The sequence below is a fragment of the Streptomyces sp. NPDC016459 genome (genome assembly GCF_040632845.1).
GTDB lineage: Bacteria > Actinomycetota > Actinomycetes > Streptomycetales > Streptomycetaceae > Streptomyces.
Window position 1 is genome coordinate 893,860 of sequence record NZ_JBEYCR010000002.1, and the last position, 21,310, is coordinate 915,169.

The 21,310-nt window shown below is 70.8% G+C and carries 20 protein-coding genes, 1 pseudogene and 1 riboswitch; of the genes and pseudogenes, 14 read left to right on the forward strand and 7 right to left on the reverse strand.

Annotated elements, in window-relative coordinates; genetic code table 11:
* Nucleotides 1–18 precede the first annotated feature (18 nt).
* The 3 genes from ABZ567_RS09755 to hypE are packed head-to-tail and all read left to right on the forward strand — an operon-like array spanning nt 19 to nt 2,526.
* Nucleotides 19–339, forward strand: a complete 321-nt coding sequence (locus ABZ567_RS09755) for a HypC/HybG/HupF family hydrogenase formation chaperone (protein WP_360786361.1) — start codon at nt 19–21, stop codon at nt 337–339.
* Complete coding sequence (hypD, locus tag ABZ567_RS09760; RefSeq protein ID WP_360786363.1) at nt 336–1,460, forward strand: hydrogenase formation protein HypD; 1,125 nt, start codon at nt 336–338, stop codon at nt 1,458–1,460. The genes ABZ567_RS09755 and hypD overlap by 4 nt, the downstream gene beginning before the upstream one ends.
* Entirely contained in the window at nt 1,453–2,526 is a 1,074-nt protein-coding gene (gene hypE, locus ABZ567_RS09765) for a hydrogenase expression/formation protein HypE (protein ID WP_360786364.1), read from the forward strand. Before hypD ends, hypE begins: the two co-directional genes overlap by 8 nt.
* 49 nt (nt 2,527–2,575) lie before the next feature.
* Here hypE and ABZ567_RS09770 read toward each other — a convergent pair whose 3' ends face one another.
* The 6 genes and pseudogenes from ABZ567_RS09770 to gcvT all read right to left on the reverse strand — a co-directional run bounded on the left by ABZ567_RS09770 (nt 2,576) and on the right by gcvT (nt 8,084).
* Entirely contained in the window at nt 2,576–2,965 is a 390-nt protein-coding gene (locus tag ABZ567_RS09770) for a hypothetical protein (protein ID WP_360786366.1), read from the reverse strand.
* Nucleotides 2,966–3,103: 138 nt separating this feature from the next.
* A pseudogene (locus ABZ567_RS09775) lies at nt 3,104–3,241 on the reverse strand (IS5/IS1182 family transposase); the annotation flags it as partial.
* A 399-nt stretch (nt 3,242–3,640) separates the two neighbouring features.
* Nucleotides 3,641–5,026: an L-serine ammonia-lyase gene (locus tag ABZ567_RS09780; RefSeq protein ID WP_360786368.1), complete on the reverse strand. Its 1,386-nt coding sequence runs from the start codon at nt 5,024–5,026 to the stop codon at nt 3,641–3,643.
* Nucleotides 5,027–5,186: 160 nt separating this feature from the next.
* Nucleotides 5,187–6,446, reverse strand: coding sequence for a serine hydroxymethyltransferase (gene glyA / locus ABZ567_RS09785; RefSeq protein WP_360786370.1), 1,260 nt, complete (start codon nt 6,444–6,446; stop codon nt 5,187–5,189).
* A gap of 32 nt (nt 6,447–6,478) precedes the next feature.
* A complete protein-coding gene (gene gcvH / locus ABZ567_RS09790; RefSeq protein WP_360786372.1) occupies nt 6,479–6,859 on the reverse strand; it encodes a glycine cleavage system protein GcvH in 381 nt (126 codons plus the stop codon).
* A 100-nt stretch (nt 6,860–6,959) separates the two neighbouring features.
* Nucleotides 6,960–8,084 (reverse strand): glycine cleavage system aminomethyltransferase GcvT, encoded by a 1,125-nt coding sequence (gene gcvT, locus ABZ567_RS09795; protein WP_360786374.1) that lies wholly within the window; start codon nt 8,082–8,084, stop codon nt 6,960–6,962.
* A 171-nt stretch (nt 8,085–8,255) separates the two neighbouring features.
* Nucleotides 8,256–8,355: riboswitch (glycine riboswitch) on the reverse strand.
* A gap of 151 nt (nt 8,356–8,506) precedes the next feature.
* Here gcvT and ABZ567_RS09800 point away from each other — a divergent pair.
* The 11 genes from ABZ567_RS09800 (at nt 8,507) to ABZ567_RS09850 (ending at nt 20,487) form a co-directional block, all read left to right on the forward strand.
* Nucleotides 8,507–9,169 (forward strand): AAA family ATPase, encoded by a 663-nt coding sequence (locus ABZ567_RS09800; protein WP_360786375.1) that lies wholly within the window; start codon nt 8,507–8,509, stop codon nt 9,167–9,169.
* A 125-nt stretch (nt 9,170–9,294) separates the two neighbouring features.
* Entirely contained in the window at nt 9,295–10,035 is a 741-nt protein-coding gene (locus ABZ567_RS09805) for an enhanced serine sensitivity protein SseB (RefSeq protein ID WP_360786377.1), read from the forward strand.
* Nucleotides 10,036–10,109: 74 nt separating this feature from the next.
* Complete coding sequence (locus ABZ567_RS09810; protein WP_360786379.1) at nt 10,110–10,892, forward strand: enhanced serine sensitivity protein SseB C-terminal domain-containing protein; 783 nt, start codon at nt 10,110–10,112, stop codon at nt 10,890–10,892.
* 259 nt (nt 10,893–11,151) lie between these two features.
* On the forward strand, nt 11,152–12,819 hold the full coding sequence (locus tag ABZ567_RS09815; RefSeq protein WP_360786380.1) for an ABC transporter substrate-binding protein: 1,668 nt from the start codon (nt 11,152–11,154) through the stop codon (nt 12,817–12,819).
* A gap of 87 nt (nt 12,820–12,906) precedes the next feature.
* Complete coding sequence (locus ABZ567_RS09820) at nt 12,907–13,911, forward strand: ABC transporter permease (RefSeq protein WP_360786382.1); 1,005 nt, start codon at nt 12,907–12,909, stop codon at nt 13,909–13,911.
* Nucleotide 13,912: 1 nt separating this feature from the next.
* Nucleotides 13,913–14,866: an ABC transporter permease gene (locus ABZ567_RS09825; protein WP_360786384.1), complete on the forward strand. Its 954-nt coding sequence runs from the start codon at nt 13,913–13,915 to the stop codon at nt 14,864–14,866.
* A gap of 6 nt (nt 14,867–14,872) precedes the next feature.
* Nucleotides 14,873–15,874: an ABC transporter ATP-binding protein gene (locus ABZ567_RS09830; RefSeq protein ID WP_360786386.1), complete on the forward strand. Its 1,002-nt coding sequence runs from the start codon at nt 14,873–14,875 to the stop codon at nt 15,872–15,874.
* The gene (locus ABZ567_RS09835) at nt 15,871–17,151 is read left to right on the forward strand and encodes an oligopeptide/dipeptide ABC transporter ATP-binding protein (protein ID WP_360786388.1); all 1,281 of its coding nucleotides are present in this window, start codon (nt 15,871–15,873) and stop codon (nt 17,149–17,151) included. Before ABZ567_RS09830 ends, ABZ567_RS09835 begins: the two co-directional genes overlap by 4 nt.
* Nucleotides 17,152–17,280: 129 nt before the next feature.
* Complete coding sequence (locus ABZ567_RS09840; protein WP_360786390.1) at nt 17,281–17,958, forward strand: trimeric intracellular cation channel family protein; 678 nt, start codon at nt 17,281–17,283, stop codon at nt 17,956–17,958.
* A gap of 23 nt (nt 17,959–17,981) precedes the next feature.
* Complete coding sequence (locus tag ABZ567_RS09845; protein WP_360786391.1) at nt 17,982–18,845, forward strand: thioesterase family protein; 864 nt, start codon at nt 17,982–17,984, stop codon at nt 18,843–18,845.
* Between the two features lie 478 nt (nt 18,846–19,323).
* The gene (locus ABZ567_RS09850; protein WP_360786392.1) at nt 19,324–20,487 is read left to right on the forward strand and encodes a cysteine desulfurase family protein; all 1,164 of its coding nucleotides are present in this window, start codon (nt 19,324–19,326) and stop codon (nt 20,485–20,487) included.
* A gap of 96 nt (nt 20,488–20,583) precedes the next feature.
* Here the strand turns inward: ABZ567_RS09850 and ABZ567_RS09855 are convergent, their stop codons facing one another.
* Nucleotides 20,584–21,255 carry an N-acetylmuramoyl-L-alanine amidase gene (locus tag ABZ567_RS09855; RefSeq protein ID WP_360786394.1) on the reverse strand — a complete coding sequence of 224 codons (672 nt, stop codon included), beginning with the start codon at nt 21,253–21,255 and terminating at the stop codon, nt 20,584–20,586.
* Nucleotides 21,256–21,310 lie beyond the last annotated feature (55 nt).

Consider the following 21,310-nt stretch of genomic DNA (forward strand, 5'->3'; position numbering starts at 1 on the left):
ACAGCGAGGAGAAGTCCCATGTGCCTGGCGGTACCCGGGAAAGTGATGGACATCGAGGTTCGTGACGGCACTCGTATGGCCACCGTCGACTTCGGCGGCGTCGTGAAGGAGGTGTGCCTGGAATACCTGCCGGACCTCCAGGTCGGCGAGTACGCCATCGTGCACGTCGGATTCGCCCTCCAGCGCCTGGACGAGCAGTCGGCGAGGCAGACGCTCGACCTCTTCGCGACTCTCGGGATGCTCCAGGAGGAGTTCGCAGACCCGTGGGAACTGGCCGCGGAGGCGGGCGGAGCCCCGTGGCCCGACGGAAGTGAAGCACCGCAGGAGGCCCAGAAGTGAAGTACATCGACGAATTCCAGAACCCCGACCTGGCCCGCCGCCTGCTCGACGACATCCATTCCACGGTGACCAGACCATGGGCCCTCATGGAGGTGTGCGGGGGACAGACGCACACGATCATCCGGCACGGCATCGACCAGCTCCTCCCTGATCTGGTGGAGTTGATCCACGGGCCGGGCTGCCCTGTGTGTGTCACTCCGCTGGAGGTCATCGACAAGGCGCTGGAGATCGCCTCCCGCCCCGAGGTGATCTTCTGTTCGTTCGGGGACATGCTCCGCGTCCCCGGCACCGGCCGCGACCTTTTCCAGGTCCGCGGCGAGGGCGGCGATGTACGGGTGGTGTACTCCCCGCTCGACGCATTGCGGATCGCCCGGGAGAACCCGGATCGCGAGGTGGTGTTCTTCGGTATCGGCTTCGAAACCACCGCGCCGCCCAACGCCATGACGGTCCACCAGGCATGTCGGCTGGGCATCCGGAACTTCAGCCTGCTGGTGTCCCACGTGCGGGTCCCCCCGGCGATCGAGGCGATCATGCAGTCCCCGGACTGCCGGGTCCAGGCCTTCCTCGCGGCCGGACACGTCTGCAGCGTCATGGGCGTCGGTGAGTATCCCGCTCTGGCCGACCGGTACCGCGTCCCGATCGTGGTCACCGGATTCGAGCCGCTGGACATCCTGGAAGGCGTACGCCGGACCGTACGGCAGCTGGAGCGCGGCGAGCACACGGTCGAGAACGCCTACTCGCGTGCGGTCCGGCCCGAAGGAAACCCCTCCGCCCTGGCCATGCTGGAGGACGTGTTCGAGGTCACCGACCGGGCCTGGCGCGGCATTGGAGTGATCCCCGACAGCGGCTGGCGACTGTCCCCCCGCTACCGGGACTACGACGCCGAGTACCGCTTCTCGGTGACCGGCATCCACACCCGGGAGCCGGCCGAGTGCCGGAGCGGCGAGGTGCTGCAAGGCCTGCTGAAGCCGAACCAGTGCGAGGCGTTCGGAACCACCTGCACTCCCCGCAGCCCGCTCGGGGCCACCATGGTCTCCAGCGAGGGGGCGTGTGCCGCGTACTACCTCTACCGGCGCCTCGACACCACCCCTGCCCCCCTGGAGGCGAGCCCCGTTGCCTGACGTCACCCAGCTCCGTGCACCGGACCTCACCGCCTGGACCTGTCCGGCCCCGCTGCGCGACCATCCCCGGGTGGTGATGGGCCACGGGGGCGGCGGCGCACTCTCCGCCGAACTGGTCCAGCACATCTTCGCGCCGGCCTTCGGCGGAGAGGTCCTGGCCCAACTGGGCGACTCCGCCGCCGTATCGCTCGGCGGGGCGCGACTGGCCTTCTCCACCGACTCCTTCGTGGTGCGGCCGCTGTTCTTTCCCGGCGGAAGCATCGGTGACCTCGCCGTCAACGGCACCGTCAACGACCTGGTCATGAGCGGCGCCCGGGCCGCATACCTGTCCTGCGGATTCATCCTGGAGGAGGGCGTCGAGGTCGCCGTGGTGGCACGCGTGGCCGAGGCCATGGGGGCGGCCGCGCGGGCAGCGGGGGTGGAAGTCGCCACCGGCGACACCAAGGTCGTGGAAGCCGGTCACGGGGACGGCATCTACATCAACACCTCCGGAATCGGTCTCATCCCGGCAGGGGTCGACCTGAGGCCGCAGCGCGTCGTTCCCGGCGACGTGGTGATCGTCAGCGGTGACATCGGCGTCCACGGCGTGACGATCATGAGTGTGCGCGAGGGCCTGGAGTTCGGCGTCGAGATCGAGAGTGACTGCGCGGCTCTCGGCGGACTCGTCGAGGCCATGCTGGCGGTCACCCCGGACCTGCACGTCCTGCGGGATCCCACCCGCGGCGGCCTGGCCGCCGCGCTCAACGAGATCGCTGCCGCTTCCGGCACCGGTGTGGTCATCCAGGAACGCAGTATTCCTGTCCCGCCGACCGTGGCCAACGCCTGCGCCATCCTGGGCCTGGATCCGCTGTACGTGGCCAACGAGGGCAAGCTGGTCGCGTTCGTCCCTCGCGAGCACGCGGACGCGGTTCTGGACGCGATGCGCGCGCACCCCCTGGGCGCGGCGGCGACGGTGATCGGTGAGGCCGTGGAGGCACACCCGGGCATGGTGGTGGCCCGCACGTGCCTCGGGGGCACACGCGTGGTCGACCTGCCGATGGGGGAGCAGCTGCCCCGGATCTGCTGATCGCCGTCCGACCGCGCCGCCGCGGGGCGCGACGGCGCGAGCCAGGCTGCTAACCCCGCTTGTGTTTGTCGGGCGGGTCCTGCGGGTCCACGCCCGTGAAGGCGGAGGCGTCCTTGCTGCCGCTGGGGCGCCGGGAGCGGCCCTTGCGTCCCCGGTCGTGCATGCCTTGCTCGTCGTTCGCCTTGGCGTGGTCCTCCCCCCGGTCGCTGAGGCTCTCGACGGTGTCACCCGGGACCGGCTTCTTCTCCTCCCGGGAGGCTTTCCGGCCCGGGCCCTTCTCAGCGGCGTACTCGTCCGGATGGAACGAACGGTGCGCGCTCGGGTTGTCCTGCTGGCGCGTTTCGTCCACATCCGGTGCCCAGCCGTGCTGGTGCTTGCCCTGGTGCCTGCTCGGCCCCTCGCCGTGTGACGGCTGGGACGACTCCGGCTTCTTCGCCATGACCTGGCCTGCCTGTCCTGTGACGGTGATGGCCGGTGGGTACGCGTGCCATCCCACGAATAGGTCGATTATCCCAGTTATACCGAAATGAGCCAGAGGTGAAGGAGTCGACGGTCAGCTCGACCACCAGTGGTGGACTCCGAGTCCGGATCTGTGAGGAACCCCGCGGCGGGCGATCACCGGCTCCACGCTCATCGCCCAGACCATGCGGCGGTACTTGTCGTGGTCGTAGCCATGGTCACCCAGCAGCGTGTCGGGCCGCTCGCGTGGCCGTCCGACGGTCGCGCCCAGTAGACGCGGTCGGCGGTGGTGTCGCGTGTGGGGTTGGCCGTCAGGCGAGCACCGCTTCTACGGCGGGGCGGTGGCGGAGAGTGCGCCCGGCTCGCGCGATGTGCTGGAGATCGCTGATTCCCCCCGCGTCTCGGAGGCGCGGGCCACCGCAGTGTCGAGGGGTTTGCCATGATGAGCCGTCGGGCGGCTGTGCCCGAGGGGCATCCGCCGTGGAGTAGGTGCCACGAACCCCCAGGCCAGACGGCCATCCCGTGGGATTTCCCAGGGACTTTTCAGGGACTTTCACGTCTGTCCCAGGGAGAATCCAGGGACTTTCCGCCGGGTGAGCAGGGAAGGCCCTGACAGCGCCGCAAGAATGAAACGCGCTGGTCAGGGCCTACGGCCTCAGCACTCGATGATGTTCACCGCGAGACCGCCGCGCGCGGTCTCCTTGTACTTGACGCTCATGTCCGCGCCGGTCTCCTTCATGGTCTTGATGACCTTGTCCAGGGAGACCATGTGGCTGCCGTCACCGCGCATCGACATCTTCGCCGCCGTGACGGCCTTGACCGCCGCCATGCCGTTCCGTTCGATGCACGGGATCTGGACCAGGCCGCCGACCGGGTCGCAGGTCAGGCCCAGGTTGTGCTCCATGCCGATCTCGGCCGCGTTCTCCACCTGCTCCGGGGAGCCGCCCAGGACCTCGGCGAGCGCGCCCGCCGCCATGGAGCAGGCCGAGCCGACCTCGCCCTGGCAGCCGACCTCGGCGCCGGAGATCGAGGCGTTCTCCTTGAACAGCATGCCGATCGCGCCCGCCGCGAGCAGGAAGCGGACCACGCCGTCCTCCTTCTCCTCCGGGGAGGCGCTGCCGGCCGCGAAGTTCATGTAGTAGTGCAGGACCGCCGGGATGATGCCGGCCGCGCCGTTCGTCGGGGCGGTGACCACCCGGCCGCCCGCCGCGTTCTCCTCGTTCACGGCCATCGCGTAGAGGGTGATCCACTCCATGGAGTGCGCCGCCGGGTTGCCCTCGGAGCGCAGCTTGCGGGCGGAGTTCGCGGCACGGCGGCGCACCTTGAGACCGCCGGGAAGGATGCCCTCGCGCGACATGCCGCGCGAGACGCAGGCCTGCATGACCCGCCAGATCTCCAGGAGGCCCGCGCGGATCTCGTCCTCGGTGCGCCAGGCCTTCTCGTTCTCCATCATCATCGCGGAGATCGAGAGGCCGGTCTCCTTCGCGAGACGGAGCAGCTCGTCGCCGGTGCGGAAGGGGTACTTCAGGACGGTGTCGTCGGGGACGATCGGGTTCTCGCCCGCGACGGCGTCCTCGTCGACGACGAAGCCGCCGCCCACCGAGTAGTACGTCTTCTCCAGGACGGTGCCGCCGTCCGCGTCGTACGCGAAGATCGTCATACCGTTGGCGTGGTAGGGGAGCGCCTTGCGCCGGTGCAGGATCAGGTCGGCGTCGAAGTCGAAGGGGATCTCGTGCGCGCCGAGGAGGTTGATCCGGCCGCTCGTCCTGATCCGCTCGACCTCGGCGTCGGCGGTCTCCACGTCCACCGTGCGGGGCGAGCTGCCCTCCAGGCCGAGCAGGACGGCCTTCGGGGTGCCGTGGCCGTGACCGGTGGCGCCGAGCGAGCCGTACAGCTCGGCCCGTATCGAGGCGGTGTGGGTGAGCAGGCCCTCGTTCTTCAGCCGCCGGGCGAACATCCGGGCGGCGCGCATGGGGCCCACCGTGTGGGAGCTGGACGGGCCGATGCCGATCGAGAACAGGTCGAAGACCGAGATGGCCACGGGGGACTCCTTGTGGGGGGCTGACGCCGTTGTCTGCCGGGGTGGTGCAGAACCGTGCGGGGGAGCGGGGTAAAGGGGGTGGGGCACCACGCTCACTGTCCAGTGTGCGCGGTGCCCCGGAACGTCGTATCGACGAAAGGTGGAACTAAAGCGTACGAAACTACTTCAGACCGGGGTACAGCGGGTGCTTGTCGGCGAGCGCCGTCACCCGGGCCTTCAGCGACTCGGCGTCGAAGCCGGGCTTCAGGGTCTCCGCGATGATGTCGGCGACCTCGGTGAAGTCCTCGGCCCCGAAGCCGCGGGTGGCGAGCGCCGGCGTGCCGATCCGCAGGCCGGAGGTGACCATCGGCGGGCGCGGGTCGTTCGGGACGGCGTTCCGGTTGACCGTGATGCCGACCTCGTGGAGACGGTCCTCGGCCTGCTGGCCGTCCAGCTCGCTGTCGCGCAGGTCGACGAGGAGCAGGTGGACGTCCGTGCCGCCGGACAGGACGGAGACGCCGTGTGCGGTGACGTCGTCCTGGACCAGGCGCTCGGCGATGATGCGGGCGCCGTCCAGGGTGCGCTGCTGGCGCTCCTTGAACTCCTCCGAGGCGGCGACCTTGAAGGAGACGGCCTTGGCCGCGATCACGTGCTCCAGCGGGCCGCCCTGGAAGCCGGGGAAGACCGAGGAGTTCAGCTTCTTCGCGAACTCCTTCTTCGCCAGGATGATGCCGCCGCGGGGGCCGCCGAGCGTCTTGTGCGTGGTGGAGGTCACCACATCCGCGTATTCGACCGGGTTCGGGTGCAGACCGGCGGCGACCAGACCCGCGAAGTGGGCCATGTCGACCCACAGCTTGGCCTCGACCTCGTCGGCGATCCGGCGGAACTCGGCGAAGTCCAGCTGGCGCGGGTAGGCGGACCAGCCCGCGATGATCACCTTCGGGCGGTTCTCCTTGGCGAGGCGCTCGACCTCGGCCATGTCGACCCGACCGGCCTCGTCCACGTGGTACGCGACCACGTTGAACTGCTTGCCGGAGAAGTTCAGGCGCATGCCGTGGGTGAGGTGGCCGCCGTGCGCCAGGTCCAGACCCAGGATCGTGTCGCCGGGCTGGGCGATCGCGAAGAGGGCGGCCTGGTTCGCGGAGGCGCCGGAGTGCGGCTGGACGTTGGCGTACTCGGCGCCGAACAGGTCCTTGACCCGGTCGATCGCGATCTGCTCGGCGACGTCGACGTGCTCGCAGCCACCGTAGTAACGGCGGCCCGGGTAGCCCTCGGCGTACTTGTTGGTGAGGACGGAGCCCTGCGCCTCCATGACGGCGACCGGAGCGAAGTTCTCCGAGGCGATCATCTCGAGGGTGGACTGCTGACGGCGGAGCTCGGCGTCGACGGCGGCGGCGACGTCCGGGTCCAGCTCGTGGAGGGGAGTGTTCAGAAGCGACATGAAGCGATCCCTAAGGGGTCTCGGGCTCGGTCTCAGTTCCCGGCGGAGAACTCGGCGTACGCGTCGGCGGAGAGCAGGTCGTCCGGCGTCTCCGTGACGCGCACCTTGAACAGCCAGCCACCCTCGAACGGAGCCGTGTTCACCAGGGACGGGTCGTCCACCACGTCCTGGTTGGCGGCGACGATCTCACCCGTCACGGGGGAGTACAGGTCGCTCACGGACTTCGTCGACTCCAGCTCGCCGCAGGTCTCACCCGCGGTGACGGTGTCGCCGACGGCGGGGAGCTGGGCGTAGACGACGTCACCGAGCGCGTTGGCCGCGAACTCGGTGATGCCGACGGTCGCGACGCCGTCCTCGGCGTCCGACAGCCACTCGTGCTCCTTGGTGTACCGCAGCTGCTGGGGGTTGCTCATGGCCTGATTCTCCTGGATCGGGGGAGTACTGATGAACGTGGGTCTTGCGGGATGAGACGCGACGTGAGACGGATGCGTCACGTCCGGCTCGTACGGAGCGTCACTTCCGGCGCTTGTAGAAGGGCAGCGCCACGACCTCGTACGGCTCGTGGGTGCCGCGGATGTCCACACCTACACCCTGGGTGCCGGGCTCGGCGTGCGCCGCGTCCACGTACGCCATCGCGATCGGCTTCCCGAGGGTCGGGGACGGGGCGCCGGAGGTGACCTCGCCGATCACCTCTCCGTCCTTGACGACGGAGAAGCCCGCGCGCGGGACGCGGCGGCCCTCGGCGACCAGGCCGACGAGCCTGCGCGGCGGCGCGGTCTCGGCCCGCTCGGCGGCCTTCTCCAGGGCCTCGCGGCCGACGAAACGACCGTCGTTGGTCGTCTTCTCGAACTTCACGACCCGCCCGAGGCCCGCGTCGAAGGGGGTGAGGGCCCGGGTCAGCTCGTGGCCGTACAGCGGCATGCCCGCCTCCAGGCGGAGCGTGTCGCGGCAGGACAGGCCGCAGGGGATCAGGCCGACGCCCTCGCCCGCCTCGGTCAGCGCCTTCCAGACGGTCTCGGCGTGCTCGGGCTTCAGGAACAGCTCGAAGCCGTCCTCGCCGGTGTATCCGGTACGGGCGATCAGCGCGGGCACGCCCGCGACCGTGCCGGGCAGGCCCGCGTAGTACTTCAGACCGTCCAGGTCGGCGTCGGTGACCGACTTCAGGATGCCGGGGGACTCCGGGCCCTGGACGGCGATCAGGGCGTACGCGTCACGGTCGTCGCGCACCTCGGCGTCGAAGCCCTCCGCGCGCTCGGTCAGCGCGTCCAGGACGACCTGGGCGTTGGAGGCGTTGGCGACGACCATGTACGTGGTCTCGCCGAGCCGGTACACGATCAGGTCGTCGAGGATGCCGCCGTCCTCCTGGCAGATCATCGTGTAGCGGGCGCGGCCGTTGCCCACCGTGGAGATGTTGCCGACCAGGGCGTGGTCGAGGAGCTCGACGGCCTGCGGGCCGGTGACGGTGATCTCGCCCATGTGGGAGAGGTCGAAGAGACCCGCCCTCGTGCGGACGGCGAGGTGCTCGTCGCGCTCGCTGCCGTACCGGAGCGGCATGTCCCAGCCGGCGAAGTCGGTCATGGTCGCGCCCAGGGAACGATGCAGGGCATCGAGGGCGGTGAGGCGGGGGGCAGTGCTCATGGGGTGGCTCCCGGGTCCCAAGGGCGTGATCGGTGACGAACACATGACGGCGAGGACGTCCTCCCCATCTGTCATGGAACCTGAGAGGTTCACCGAGAGCATCTCGTCTCCGAGAGTTCGGCTTGCACCTTGGGTGGGGACACAGCAGGGTGTCCCGCTTTTCAGATCTGCCTCATCCGCGCGGTACGGGGCCTGAGAGATTCAAGGGAGGGTCTTGCTCCTTCGGCGTCCGGACACGCTGGGCGGTCCGGAACTCTCCCGCGCGGATTCGAGCGGCCGGTATGCGATTGTGTGGCGACTGTGCGCGCCTGGCGGGCACATCATTGCACGCGAGCTTCGCGGGGCATATCGCTTGTGTCCCATTACCACTTCTTTACACTTTGTGGGCAAGGGTCTCCCGAGGCCCGGCAGGGGGAGAAGCGATGAGGATCCAGCACAGCGGCGCGTGCGCGCCGAGTACGGGCATACCGTCCCAGCGGGCCCGCGCCAGGACCCGGGGCCGCGGCCGGATCCTGCGGGACCTCCGCCGGCTCGGCGGCCGGGGTCCGCGCGCCCTCACCTTCGCGGCCGGTGACCTCGTCGTCGTCTCCGGACTGCCCGGCAGCGGCAAGTCGACCCTCATGAAGCGCGCCGCGGAGGGCACCGGCATCGACTCCCAGGACGTCCGCGAGCACTGGGAGGCCCGGATGCCCGGCCTCCTGCCGTACGCCGTCTACCGCCCCCTGGTCCGGCTCGCGCACTACGCGGCGCTCCACCGCGCCCTGCGCTCCGGCGCGGGGGTGGTCGTCCACGACTGCGGCACCCAGTCCTGGGTGCGCGGCTGGCTCGCCCGCGAGGCCCGCCGCCGTGGCAGGGCCCTGCACCTGCTCCTCCTTGACGTCCCCCCGGGCACCGCCCGCGAGGGCCAGCGCGCCCGCGGCCGAGGCGTCTCCGCCTACGCCTTCGCCCGGCACCGGCGGGCCGTCGGCCGGCTCGTCGAGGCCGCCGAGTCCGGCCGCCTGCCGCACGGCTGTGCCTCCGCCACCCTGCTCGACCGGGACGCGGCGGACACCCTGCGGAGGATCGGCTTCCGGGAGGCCGCCTGAGGGACGCGCGGACTCCCGGCATTCTCGTTTGCGTACCCTTTCCGCCACGACCATGCCGAGGCGGCGTTAGGGTGCTGCCGGGGAGGCCGGTTGCGGCAGGCCGTGCGAGAAGGGGAAACGGGACCGTGGACGTGACGTGGCCGGGCAACGAGCTCGAAGAGGTCCTTGCCGCCTCACTCGGCAACCCGGCGGCCGGCGGCCGCCTGGTCGAGGTGCTCGGGCGCAGCCCGATCTGGGTCCCCCTGCCCAACGGCGGCGGACCCGAGAGCCCCGACCTCGACCTCGCCACCATGGAGATCGACGGCGCGGCCTACGTCCCCGTCTTCAGCTCCGAGCAGCAGTTCCTCGCCTGCGTCGGCACCCACATGTCGTTCGCCGTCGCGCCCGCCCGCGACTTCGCCCGCGGTCTGCCCCCGCAGCTCGGCATCGCGGTGAACCCCGGCGGCACGGTCGGCGTCCCGCTGCCCCCGCCCGCCGTCGCCGAGCTCTGCCGTGTCGGCCGCACTCCGCTCGACGGCCCCGCCACCGGCGGCCGCGTCCGGCTCTTCGAACCCGACTGGCAGGACGACCCCGTCGACTTCCTCGCCGCCGCCTCCGCCGAGTTCGAGGCCACCGGCGTCGTGACCAGCGCCCGCCGCGCCCTCGCCAGCGTCGAGGGCACCGAACCCGCCCTCTTCGTCGGCGTCCAGCTCGCCGCCTGGGACGGCGTCGACCGCCACGCGCCCCTGGACGCCCTCGGCCGCGCCCTGGGCCGGGTCGAGGTCGCCTGGCCGGTCAACCTCATCCTGCTCGACATGGCGCAGGACCCGGTCGGCGACTGGATGCTGGAGCGGGTGCGCCCCTTCTACCAGCGCACCGCCGGGTGACGGACGACCTGTTTAAGCTGAACTGAATCGGCGGCTGGACCAACGTGGTGAACGGAAGAGGGGTGGGACCCAGGGTGAGCGCGTCAGGCACCGCGGCGACCGGACAGGTCGAGCACATGCTGCGCCAGGTGGCACCCGGACGCTACGACGCGTACGAGCAGCTCCTGCACGCCCTCGCAGACGGCGAGCTCTGGATGCTGCTCTGGCACGGCTCTCCCGGCGCGTCCGACGCCCAGTACGGGAACATGGAGGTCGACGGCTTCGGTTACGCGCCCTGCGTCACCTCCGCCCAGGAACTCTCCGCCTCCGGCTGGACCCGCGCCCACGAGCTCGTCACCGGCCGGGAGATCGCCCGCGCCCTCTACCCCGACCGCTGGGGCGTCTGGCTCAATCCGCACGCCCCCGGCGGCGGCGTCGGCATCCCCTGGGCCGACCTGCGCCGGATCGCCACCGGCCTCGACCGGATGCCCGCCGGGCCGCTGCGGGTCACCGAGCCCGCCCTGGAGATCCCGCAGTTCTACGCCCTGCTCACGCAGAACGCGCACCGCACCCCGGCCGTCCGGGCGCTGCGCCGCGGCTGGGTGCAGCCCGCGCTCGGCTCCCCGTACCTCGCCATCGGTCTCGACCTGTACGACACGTCCCCCGCGGCCGTCGACACGGTCCGCGCGATGATGCGCCAGTCGATCGGCGCCGTACCCGACGGGCTGCCCGTCTCGACGGTCGCCCTGTCCGACGCGTACGACCCGGTGGCCCTGTGGCTGCGGGCGAACGGGCGCCCCTTCTACGACCGCGAGGCGCACGCGGGGCGCGCCCCGGCGCCCGCCCCCGGGTACGGCTACCCGCCGCAGCACCGCTGACCGGGGCACCCCGGGGCTCGAACCGTCGATCGCTTCCCAGCGCCGTCTGATCGATCAGACGGCGGGAAGGTCCGCGCGAACTCGCCGAGATGACAACGCTGTTAAAACCGTCGGCGCACTTGTCCGGGATCTGACCGGTTTGGCGAGTGTCCGGGTCTCGACTAGGTATCACCGTTATCCGGACTGTTCTCCAGCTGGATGCCCGTCTGTAGTGTTCGGCCGGTCAAAACCTCTCAGACGGTGAACCCGGGGTGGACCCATGCGCATAACCAAGTCCCGTACGGTCCGGGCGATCACGGTGGCGGCAGCCGTCACCCTGGTCGTCACGGGTTGCTCCAGCGAGCGAGGGGACGGTGACAAGGCCGGCGCGAAGGACACGTTCGTGTTCGCGGGTGCCGGTGACCCGGGTGCCCTGGACCCCGCTCTCGCCAGCGACGGTGAGACCTTCCGGGTGACCCGGCAGGCCTTCGAAGCGCTCCTGGAGCACGAGTCCGGCGGCAGCAAGCTCGTCGGCGGCCTCGCCGAGACCTGGTCGAGCAACCCGGCCGGCACGGTGTGGACCTTCAACCTGCGCCAGGGCGTCAAGTTCCACGACGGCGAGGCGTTCAACGCCGCCGCCGTCTGCGCGAACTACAACCACTGGTTCAACTGGAAGGGCACCTACCAGTCCAGCGCCGTCTCGTACTACTGGCAGTCCATCATGGGCGGCTTCGCGAAGAACGAGGACCCCGAGGCGCCGAAGGCGAACTACAAGTCCTGCACCGCGAAGGACGAGAAGACCGCCGTCATCGAGGTCAACGAGCCCTCCGCGCAGCTGCCGGGCGGTTTCTCCCTCCAGGCGCTGGCGATCCACTCGCCGAAGGCGCTCAAGGAGTACGCGAAGCAGGACGCGTCCGCCAAGGGCGACGCCATCACGTACCCCAAGTACAGCCAGGAGGCCGGCACGGTCGCCGGCACCGGCCCGTACAAGATCACCAAGTGGAACAAGGGCAACAAGGAAGTCTCCCTGGAGCGCTTCGACGGCTACTGGGGCGACAAGGCCAAGATCAAGAACCTGGTCTTCCGCACCATCGACACCGAGGAAGGCCGTCGTCAGGCCCTCCAGGCCGGTGACATCGACGGCTACGACCTGGTGTCGCCCGCGGACGTGAAGACGCTGGAGAAGGAGGGTTACGCGGTCCCGACCCGTGACGTCTTCAACCTCTTCTACGTCGGCATGAGCCAGGGCAAGAACGCGGCGCTGAAGAAGCCCCAGGTCCGGCAGGCCATCGCGCACGCCATCGACCGCGAGAACATCGTGAAGACCCAGCTGCCCGAGGGCGGCAAGGTGGCCACGCAGTTCATGCCCGCCACCGTCGCCGGCTTCTCGGACAAGGTGAAGACGTACGCGTTCGACACCGCCAAGTCCAAGGCGCTCCTGAAGAGCGCCGGCGAGCCCGCGCTCAAGGTCGAGTTCTGCTACCCGACCGAGGTCACCCGCCCGTACATGCCCGCTCCGCAGGACATGTTCGAGCTGATGAAGGCCGACCTGGAGAAGGCCGGCATCACCGTCACCCCGAAGCCGATGAAGTGGGCCCCGGACTACCTGGACGCCACCGAGGCCGGCTCGTGCGACCTGCACATGCTCGGCTGGACCGGTGACTTCAACGACGGCTTCAACTTCATCGGCACCTGGTTCTCCAAGCAGGAGAAGCAGTGGGGCTTCAACGACGCCAAGGTCTTCGCCGCCGTGAACGGCGCCTCCAAGATCGTCGACCCGGCCCAGCGCGTGGAGGCCTACAAGAAGGCCAACGAGGCGATCATGGAGTACCTGCCGGGTCTCCCGATCTCCTCCTCGCCGCCGGCCATCGCGTTCGCCAAGAACGTCAACCCGCCGAAGGTCTCCCCGCTGACGCAGGAGAACTTCGCCGAGGTCTCCTTCAAGTAACCGCACAGCACACCGGGTCCGCCCGGCCACTCACCGGTGGCCGGGCGGACCCGCTTCTCACGCACACGCAAGAAAGGGGCACGCGGGGTGCTGCGACTCGTCGTACGAAGACTGCTACAGCTCATACCCACCCTGCTCGGCCTGTCGGTTCTCCTCTTCCTGTGGCTGAACCGACTGCCCGGCGGACCCGCCTCAGCGATCCTGGGCGAGCGGGCGACCGAAGCCGAAGTGGCGCGCATCAACCGGACGCTGGGACTCGACCAGCCCGTCTGGGTGCAGTACGGCCGCTTCCTCAAGCGCATCTTCGAGCTTGACCTCGGCACCTCCACCCAGACCGGACAGCCGGTGTGGGACGAGTTCGCGCTGCGGTTCCCGGCCACCGTGGAACTGAGCATCGCCGCCATCGTCATCGCCGTCGCCGTCGGCATCCCGCTCGGCTACCTGGCGGCCAAGCGCCGCGGTGGCTGGCTGGACGTCGCCTCCGTCTCCGGCTCGCTCGTCGGCATCTGCATTCCGGTCTTCTTCCTCGCCCTGATCCTCAAGGGCATCTTCGCCGTCAACCTCGGCCTCTTCCCGAGCTACGGACGACTCTCGACCGGCCTCGACGCGACCAGCGTCACCGGGCTCGCCATCCTCGACGGGCTGCTCACCAGGGAGTTCGACGCGTCCTGGGACGCGTTCATGCACCTGGTCCTGCCGGCGGTCACCCTCGCCTCGATCCCGCTCGCCGTCATCGTCCGGATGACCCGCGCCAGCGTGCTCGAAGTGCTCGGCGAGGACTACATCCGTACCGCCGACTCCAAGGGCCTGCAGAAGAACACGATCCGTGTCCGCCACGTGCTGCGCAACGCGCTGCTTCCGGTGGTCACCGCGATCGGCCTGCTGACCGGCAGCCTGCTCTCCGGGGCGGTCCTGACCGAGTCCGTCTTCTCCTTCGGCGGCATCGGCTCCTTCATCCGCACGTCCATCGACGCCCGCGACTATCCGGTGCTCGTCGGCTTCATCATGTTCATCGCCGTGGTGTACGTCCTCATCAACCTGCTGGTCGACCTGGCGTACAGCCTCATTGACCCGAGAGTGCGGGTGCACTGACGTGAGCACCAAAACAGACAAGATCGACCGGCTGGCCCAGCTCACCCAGCTGAACGAGGCCACGGTCGGCGCCAGCCTGTGGCGCGAGGCGTTCCGACGGCTCAAGGCGAGCAAGATGGCCGTCATCGGCGCCGTCGTCATCGCCCTCTTCGTCGTGGTGTCGGTCATCGGCCCCTGGATCGCCCCGTATTCGCCCACCGCACAGGACTGGCGCGGTGAAGTCCTGTCCAACCAGGGTCAGTTCGTCGGGATGCGCGGGGAGAACTGGTTCGGCCTCGACCACCTCGGCCGCGACCTGTTCTCCCGGATGCTCGTCGGCGCCCGCCAGACCCTCCTCGTCGGTGTCGTCTCGATGCTCATCGGTCTCGTTCTCGGCGCCCTGATCGGCATGCTCTCCGGCGCCGCCGCCACGCTCGGCGGCAAGCCGGGCCAGCGGATAGACACCGTTGTCATGCGCTTCATCGACATCATGCTGTCGCTGCCGTCGCTGCTGCTCGCCGTCTCCGTCGCGGCGGTGATGGGCCAGTCGCTCACCACCGTGATGATCGCCGTCGGTGTCGTACAGATCCCGATCTTCGCCCGGCTGCTGCGCGGTTCGATGCTCGCCCAGGGCGGTGCGGACTACGTGCTCGCCGCGAAGGCGCTCGGCGTACGCAAGAAGCGGATCGTCGTCACCCAGATCCTGCCGAACTCGCTGAGCCCCGTCATCGTGCAGGCCACGCTCAGCCTCGCCACCGCGATCATCGAGGCCGCCGCCCTGTCCTACCTGGGCCTCGGCAACCCGGACCCGGCGATCCCGGAGTGGGGCGTCATGCTCTCCCAGGCGCAGCGGTTCTTCGACAACGAGCCGATGATGGCCGTCTACCCGGCGGTCGGGATCATCATCACCGCTCTTGGCTTCACCTTGCTCGGCGAGGCCATGCGCGAAGCTCTCGACCCGAAGCTGCGAGGCTGAAGTCCCATGGCACTGCTTTCAGTTGACGAACTCACCGTCACCTTCGGCGGGCGCGGCCGCAAACCCTCCACCGCGGTCGACGGGGTCTCCTTCGACGTGGACCAGGGCCAGGTCGTCGGCCTCGTCGGCGAATCGGGCTGCGGCAAGTCCGTGACCTCGCTCGCCCTCATGGGCCTGCTCCCCGACAAGGGCGTCACCGTCGGCGGGCGCGCCGCATTCGACGGGGTCGACCTGCTGACCCTCAGCGACAAGAAGATGCGGGACATGCGCGGCAGCCAGCTCGCCATGATCTTCCAGGACCCGCTCTCCTCGCTGAACCCGGTCGTCCCGATCGGCATCCAGGTCACGGAGATCCTCAAGCGCCACCGGGGCCTGAAGGGCGAGCCCGCCCGCAAGGAGGCCGCCCACCTCCTCGAACGGGTCGGCATCCCCGACCCCGACCGGCGCCTCAAGGAGTACCCGCACCAGCTGTCCGGCGGCATGCGCCAGCGCGCGCTCATCGCGATGGCCGTGGCGTGCGCGCCCCGGCTGCTCATCGCCGACGAGCCCACCACGGCGCTCGACGTGACCATCCAGGCGCAGATCCTGGAACTGCTCAAGGAACTCGTCGACCAGGAGGGCACCGCCCTGCTGATGATCACCCACGACCTGGGTGTCGTCGCCGGAATCTGCGACCAGGTCAACGTGCTGTACGCGGGCCGGGCCGTGGAGTCCGCGGGCCGGCGCGAGCTGTTCGCGCACCCGACCCATCCGTACGCCCACGGTCTGCTCGGCTCCGTCCCCCGTCTGGACGCCCCGCGCGGCGAGCCGCTCCGCCCCATCCGGGGCTCCATCAACGACAAGATCGCCTGGGCCGACGGCTGCGCCTTCGCACCCCGCTGCGACCACTACACGATGGAGTGCCTGACCGGCACGCCCGAACTGTCCGAACCGCGCGCCCAGGGCCACCAGGTCCGCTGCGTCAACCCGGTCCTTCCCGCCTCGGACAAGTCGGAGGTCCCGGCATGAGCCTGCTCGAACTCGACGGTGTGAAGGTCCACTTCCCCGTCAAGAAGGGCCTCCTGTTCAACCGCACGGTCGGCCACGTGTACGCCGTCGACGGCATCTCGCTCAGCGTCGAGGCCGGTCAGACCTACGGTCTGGTAGGCGAGTCGGGGTGCGGCAAGACGACGCTCGGCCGGGCCGTGCTGCGCCTGACCGACATCACCGACGGCGCGGTCGTCTTCGACGGTACGGATCTGGCGAAGCTGCCCGAGGAGGAGATGCGCACGTTCCGCCGCCGTCTCCAGATGGTCTTCCAGGACCCGCTGGGCAGCCTCAACCCGCGCCAGAACATCGAGTCGATCCTCAGCGAGGGCATGGCCGCGCACGGCATCGGCGCGAACCAGGAGGAGCGCCGGGAGAAGATCAAGGCGATCCTCGCCCGGGTCGGCCTCCCGGCCAACGCGCTGTCCCGCTACCCGCACGAGTTCTCCGGCGGTCAGCGCCAGCGCATCGGCATCGCGCGGGCGCTGGTCCTCGAACCGGATGTCATCATCTGCGACGAGCCCGTCTCGGCGCTGGACGTGTCGATCCAGGCGCAGGTCATCAACCTGCTCGAGGAACTCCAGAAGCAGCTGGGCCTGACGTACCTCGTCATCGCCCACGACCTCGCCGTCGTCCGTCACATCTCGGACGTCATCGGGGTCATGTACCTGGGGGCGCTGGTCGAGGAGGCGCCGAGCGACGCGCTGTACGAGGGGCCGAGGCACCCGTACACCAAGGCGCTGATGTCGGCGGTACCGGTACCGGACCCGGAGGTCGAGGACCGCCGCGAGCGCATCCTGCTCCAAGGCGACCTCCCCTCCCCGGCCAACCCGCCGACGGGTTGCCGCTTCCACACGCGCTGCCCGTGGAAGCAGGAGACCCTCTGCGCGACGGACCGGCCGCAGCTCACGGACACGGGTGACGGCCACAAGGTGGCCTGCCACTTCGCCGCCGAGATCGAGGCGGGTACGGTGCGGCGCACGGCGCCGACGGGGATCGAGGCGGTGATCCCGGCGCAGGCGAAGGTCGCCGTCGAGCCTGCGGGGGCCGGGGCCGGGGCAGGGGTCGGGGCCGGGGCCGGGGCAGGGGCCGACACCAAGGCCACTGCCGACGCCGAGGGCGATGTTGATGGCGGCGCCGCTGTCGTCGCCAAGGCCGACGCCACGGGCGATGCCGGCGCCGCTGCCGACGCCAAGGCCGTCGCGGTGGCTGCCGTCGAGCCCGAGGCCGCCGCCGACGGGGACGTCTCGAAGGCGTGACCCGGGTGAGGTGTGACGCGCGGGAGAGGTGACCCGCGTCGTCCGCGGCCCCCGTGAGGCCCCGTCTGCCCCTGGCAGCGGGGCCTCGCACGTGCCGACCGCGCCTTCGGGAACCGGCACAATTGGTCGGTGCTCCACAACCTGTTCAGTCCCGATGTCCAGCACGCGCTGGACCTCGTCGGCATCTTCGTGTTCGCCATCTCCGGCGCCCTCCTCGCCGTCCGCAAGAACTTCGACGTCTTCGGCATCGCCGTCCTCGCCGAGGTCACAGCCCTCGGCGGCGGCCTCTTCCGCGACCTGGTCATCGGCGCCGTGCCCCCCGCGGCCTTCACCGATCTCGGCTACTTCCTCATGCCCCTGATCGCGACGGTCCTGGTCTTCTTCCTGCACCCGCAGGTCGAGCGCACCCAGACCGCCGTCAACGTCTTCGACGCCGCCGGCCTGGGCCTCTTCTGCGTGACCGGTACGACGAAGGCGTACGACTACGGCCTCGGGCTCACCTCCTCCGCCGCGCTCGGTCTCGCGACCGCCGTCGGCGGCGGCGTCCTGCGTGACGTGCTCGCCAACGAGGTGCCGTCGCTGCTGCGCTGGGACCGGGACCTGTACGCGGTCCCGGCGATCGTCGGGGCGGTGATGGTCGTGCTCTGCATCCGTTTCGACATGCTCAACCCGTTCACCAGCGGCGCCGCCGTCCTCACCGCCTTCGCGCTCCGACTGCTCGCGCTGCGCTACCACTGGCGCGCGCCCCGTGCCTGGAACCGGCGCTCGTCCACGCGCGAGGAGCCGGAAAAAGCTACCGCTCAGTAGGTTGCTGCGGTACCGTCGGGGACATGAGCACGAGCACCGAGACGAGCACCCTCGCGTCCCCTGCCGCGACGAGCGAGTTCGACCGCGACACCGCCCTGACCCCGCGCGAGCCCGGTGTGTACGACGCCGAGCTCTCCGCCGGCTGGACGATCATCCACGCGGTCAACGGCGGCTACCTCCTCGCTCTGCTCGGCCGCGCTCTCGGCGAGCACCTCCCGCACCCCGACCCGTTCACGATCTCGGCGCACTACCTCACGCCGTCCGTGCCGGGCCCCGCGGTGATCAGGACGCAGACGGTCCGCACGGGCCGGACCCTGTCCACGGGACAGGCCTCGCTCTTCCAGTACGCGGAGGACGGAACCGAGGTCGAGCGGATCCGGGTCCTCGCCTCGTACGGAGACCTCGACGCGCTCCCCGACGACGTCCGCACCACGGCGACGCCCCCGGCGATGGCGCCGATCGAGGACTGCTTCAGCGCCGCCGACAACCCGGCCCCGAGAATCCCCGGCTCCTCCGCCATCGCGGACCGGCTGGACCTCCGCCTCGACCCGGCGTGTGTCGGGTGGGCGGTCGGTGCTCCTTCCGGCAGGGGCGAGATGCGCGCCTGGTTCGGTCTCGCCGACGGCCGCGAGCCCGACGCGCTCTCCCTCCTCCTGGCGGTCGACGCCCTGCCGCCGACCTCCTTCGAGCTGGGCCTCACGGGCTGGACCCCGACCGTCGAACTCACCACCCACGTCCGCTGCCGCCCGGCCCCCGGCCCCCTGCGGGTCTCCATCACCACCCGCAACCTCGCCGGCGGCTTCCTGGAGGAGGACGCGGAGGTCTGGGACAGCGCCGATCGCCTGGTGGCCCAATCCCGGCAACTGGCCCGCGCGCCCCGCACCTGACGAGACGCGGGCCGGCCCCGCCGGAGATCGGCGGGGCCTGACGCGACCGCCCCCTCGCCCGAGGCCGCGCCGACCGGGCCGGCCCCTCGCCCGAAGCCGCGCCGCACGGCCGGCGCCCCCGCACCTGACGAGGACGCGGACCGGCCCCGCGCGACCGCGGCGCCGAGGCCCCGACCGGACCGCGCCCTCGCCCGAAGCCGCGCCGCACGGCCGGCGCCCCCGCACCTGACGAAGACGCGGATCGGCGCCCCGCGACCGCGTCGCCGAGACCCCGACCGGACCGGCCCTGCTGGACAGCGGCGCGAGGCCCGGACGCGACCGGCCCCTCGCCCGAGGCCGCGCCTCACGGCTGCGCGCGGCCGGCGCCCTCGTGAGACGGGTGCCTTCCTGAGGCCGCAGCCCTCGTGAGGCGGGGTCCCGCGCCGTAAACCGGCCACCCGCCGGGCCCGCCGGCGCGGGCTCGTAGAATCGACCCACCATGGCTTACCTCGACCACGCCGCGACCACGCCCATGCTGCCCGAGGCGATCGAGGCGATGACCGCCCAGCTCGCCGTCACGGGCAACGCCTCCTCCCTGCATGCCCCCGGACGGCGGGCCCGGCGGACCGTCGAGGAAGGGCGCGAGACGCTCGCCGCCGCGCTCGGCGCGCGGCCGAGCGAGGTCGTCCTCACCTCCGGCGGCACCGAGGCCGACAACCTCGCGGTGAAGGGCCTCTACTGGTCCAGGCGCGACGCCGACCCCCGCCGTACCCGGGTCCTGGCCAGCCCCGTCGAGCACCACGCGGTGCTCGACGCCGTCGACTGGCTCGCCGCCCACGAGGGCGCGGACGTCGAGTACCTGCCGGTCGACCGGTACGGCCGGGTGCACCCGGAGGCCCTGCGGGAGGCCATCGCCCGGGACCCGGAGTCCGTCGCCCTCGCCACCGTCATGTGGGCCAACAACGAGATCGGCACCGTCATGCCGGTCCGTCAGCTCGCGGACGTCGCCGCCGAGTTCGGCGTCCCGCTGCACGCCGACGCCGTCCAGGCGGTCGGTCAGGTCCCGGTCGACTTCGCCGCGTCCGGGCTCGCCGCGATGACCGTCTCCGGCCACAAGATCGGCGGCCCCTACGGCATCGGCGCCCTGCTCCTGGGGCGCGAGCACACCCCCGTACCCGTGCTGCACGGCGGAGGCCAGGAGCGGCACGTCCGCTCCGGCACCCTCGACGTGCCGGCCGTCGCCGCGTTCGCCGTCGCCGCCCGGCTCGCCACCGAGCGGCGCGAGGAGTTCGTCCGCGAGGTCGGCGCCCTCCGCGACGAGCTCGTCACCGCCGTCCGTACGGCCGTCCCCGACGCGCTCCTCGGCGGCGACCCCGTCGAGCGGCTCCCCGCCAACGCCCACTTCACCTTCCCCGGCTGCGAGGGCGACTCCCTGCTCCTGCTGCTCGACGCCGCCGGGATCGCCTGCTCCACCGGATCCGCCTGCACCGCGGGCATCGCCCAGCCGAGTCACGTCCTCCTCGCCACCGGAACCGACCCGGACCTGGCCCGGGGCACCCTTCGCTTCTCCCTCGGCCACACCTCCACGAAGGAGGACGTCGCGGCGGTGGCGGGCGCGATCGGCCCGGCCGTCGAACGTGCGAGGACGGCCGGCCTCACGTGACCCCTGCGAGGGCATCCGTCCTCACACCCCCCGTGAGGACACCCGGCCTCACGCACCCCTGCGGGCCGGCCGCCCCCGTGCCACCCGTGCCACCACTCACGCGGCCGTCTTCGACGCCTCCCGCACCAGCTTCATATAGCGGTCCCAGTCCCAGTGCGGACCGGGATCCGTGTGGTCCGTGCCCTCGACCTCCACGTGGCCGATGATGTGCTCCCGGTCCACGGGTATGCCGTGCCGCGCGCAGATGTCGGCCGTGAGCCGCGCCGACCCCGCGTACATCGCCGCCGTGAAGTCCTGCGGCCGGTCGACGAAGCCCTCGTGCTCGATGCCGACGCTCCGCTCGTTCATGTCGCGGTTTCCGGCGTGGAAGCCGACGTCGAGTTCGCGGATCATCTGCGCCACATGCCCGTCCTTGCGCACGACGTAGTGCGTCGCGGCCCCGTGCCCCGGGTTCTTGAAGACCTTCAGCGCGGTCGCGTAGCTGCCCTGGACGACATGGATCACGACCCGGTCGATCCGGTAGTCGTCCGGCCGGTCGGCCCGCCGCCAGTTCGCCCGGGACGCCGACGTCCACTCGGCGGCCCGGTGGTCGAGCTCACCCTCGACCCGATTCCTCTGCATCCCCGGCAGCCGCCACCACGCGCGCGCCAGCTCGTCCCTGGCCAGTGCGGCCGTGCCCAGCACGGCGACCCCGCCCCCGAGCAGGACGGCGCGGCGCCCCACCTTCTTGTCCGGCCCGCTCCCCGTGCCGTTCGACTTGCTCCCCATACCTCCGAGAACGCTTACTACCGCGACCGTGGTTCCCGGCGCCCCGTACCCTGGT

Excerpts from the sequence above, each read along its gene's own strand:
- ABZ567_RS09800 (WP_360786375.1), top strand. The coding sequence starts at position 8,507 with ATGAGGATCCAGCACAGCGGCGCGTGCGCGCCGAGTACGGGCATACCG.
- ABZ567_RS09815 (WP_360786380.1), top strand. The coding sequence starts at position 11,152 with ATGCGCATAACCAAGTCCCGTACGGTCCGGGCGATCACGGTGGCGGCA.
- gcvH (WP_360786372.1), bottom strand. The coding sequence starts at position 6,859 with ATGAGCAACCCCCAGCAGCTGCGGTACACCAAGGAGCACGAGTGGCTG.
- glyA (WP_360786370.1), bottom strand. The coding sequence starts at position 6,446 with ATGTCGCTTCTGAACACTCCCCTCCACGAGCTGGACCCGGACGTCGCC.
- ABZ567_RS09755 (WP_360786361.1), top strand. The coding sequence starts at position 19 with ATGTGCCTGGCGGTACCCGGGAAAGTGATGGACATCGAGGTTCGTGAC.
- ABZ567_RS09830 (WP_360786386.1), top strand. The coding sequence starts at position 14,873 with ATGGCACTGCTTTCAGTTGACGAACTCACCGTCACCTTCGGCGGGCGC.
- ABZ567_RS09770 (WP_360786366.1), bottom strand. The coding sequence starts at position 2,965 with ATGGCGAAGAAGCCGGAGTCGTCCCAGCCGTCACACGGCGAGGGGCCG.
- ABZ567_RS09855 (WP_360786394.1), bottom strand. The coding sequence starts at position 21,255 with ATGGGGAGCAAGTCGAACGGCACGGGGAGCGGGCCGGACAAGAAGGTG.
- ABZ567_RS09845 (WP_360786391.1), top strand. The coding sequence starts at position 17,982 with ATGAGCACGAGCACCGAGACGAGCACCCTCGCGTCCCCTGCCGCGACG.
- ABZ567_RS09835 (WP_360786388.1), top strand. The coding sequence starts at position 15,871 with ATGAGCCTGCTCGAACTCGACGGTGTGAAGGTCCACTTCCCCGTCAAG.
- gcvT (WP_360786374.1), bottom strand. The coding sequence starts at position 8,084 with ATGAGCACTGCCCCCCGCCTCACCGCCCTCGATGCCCTGCATCGTTCC.
- ABZ567_RS09850 (WP_360786392.1), top strand. The coding sequence starts at position 19,324 with ATGGCTTACCTCGACCACGCCGCGACCACGCCCATGCTGCCCGAGGCG.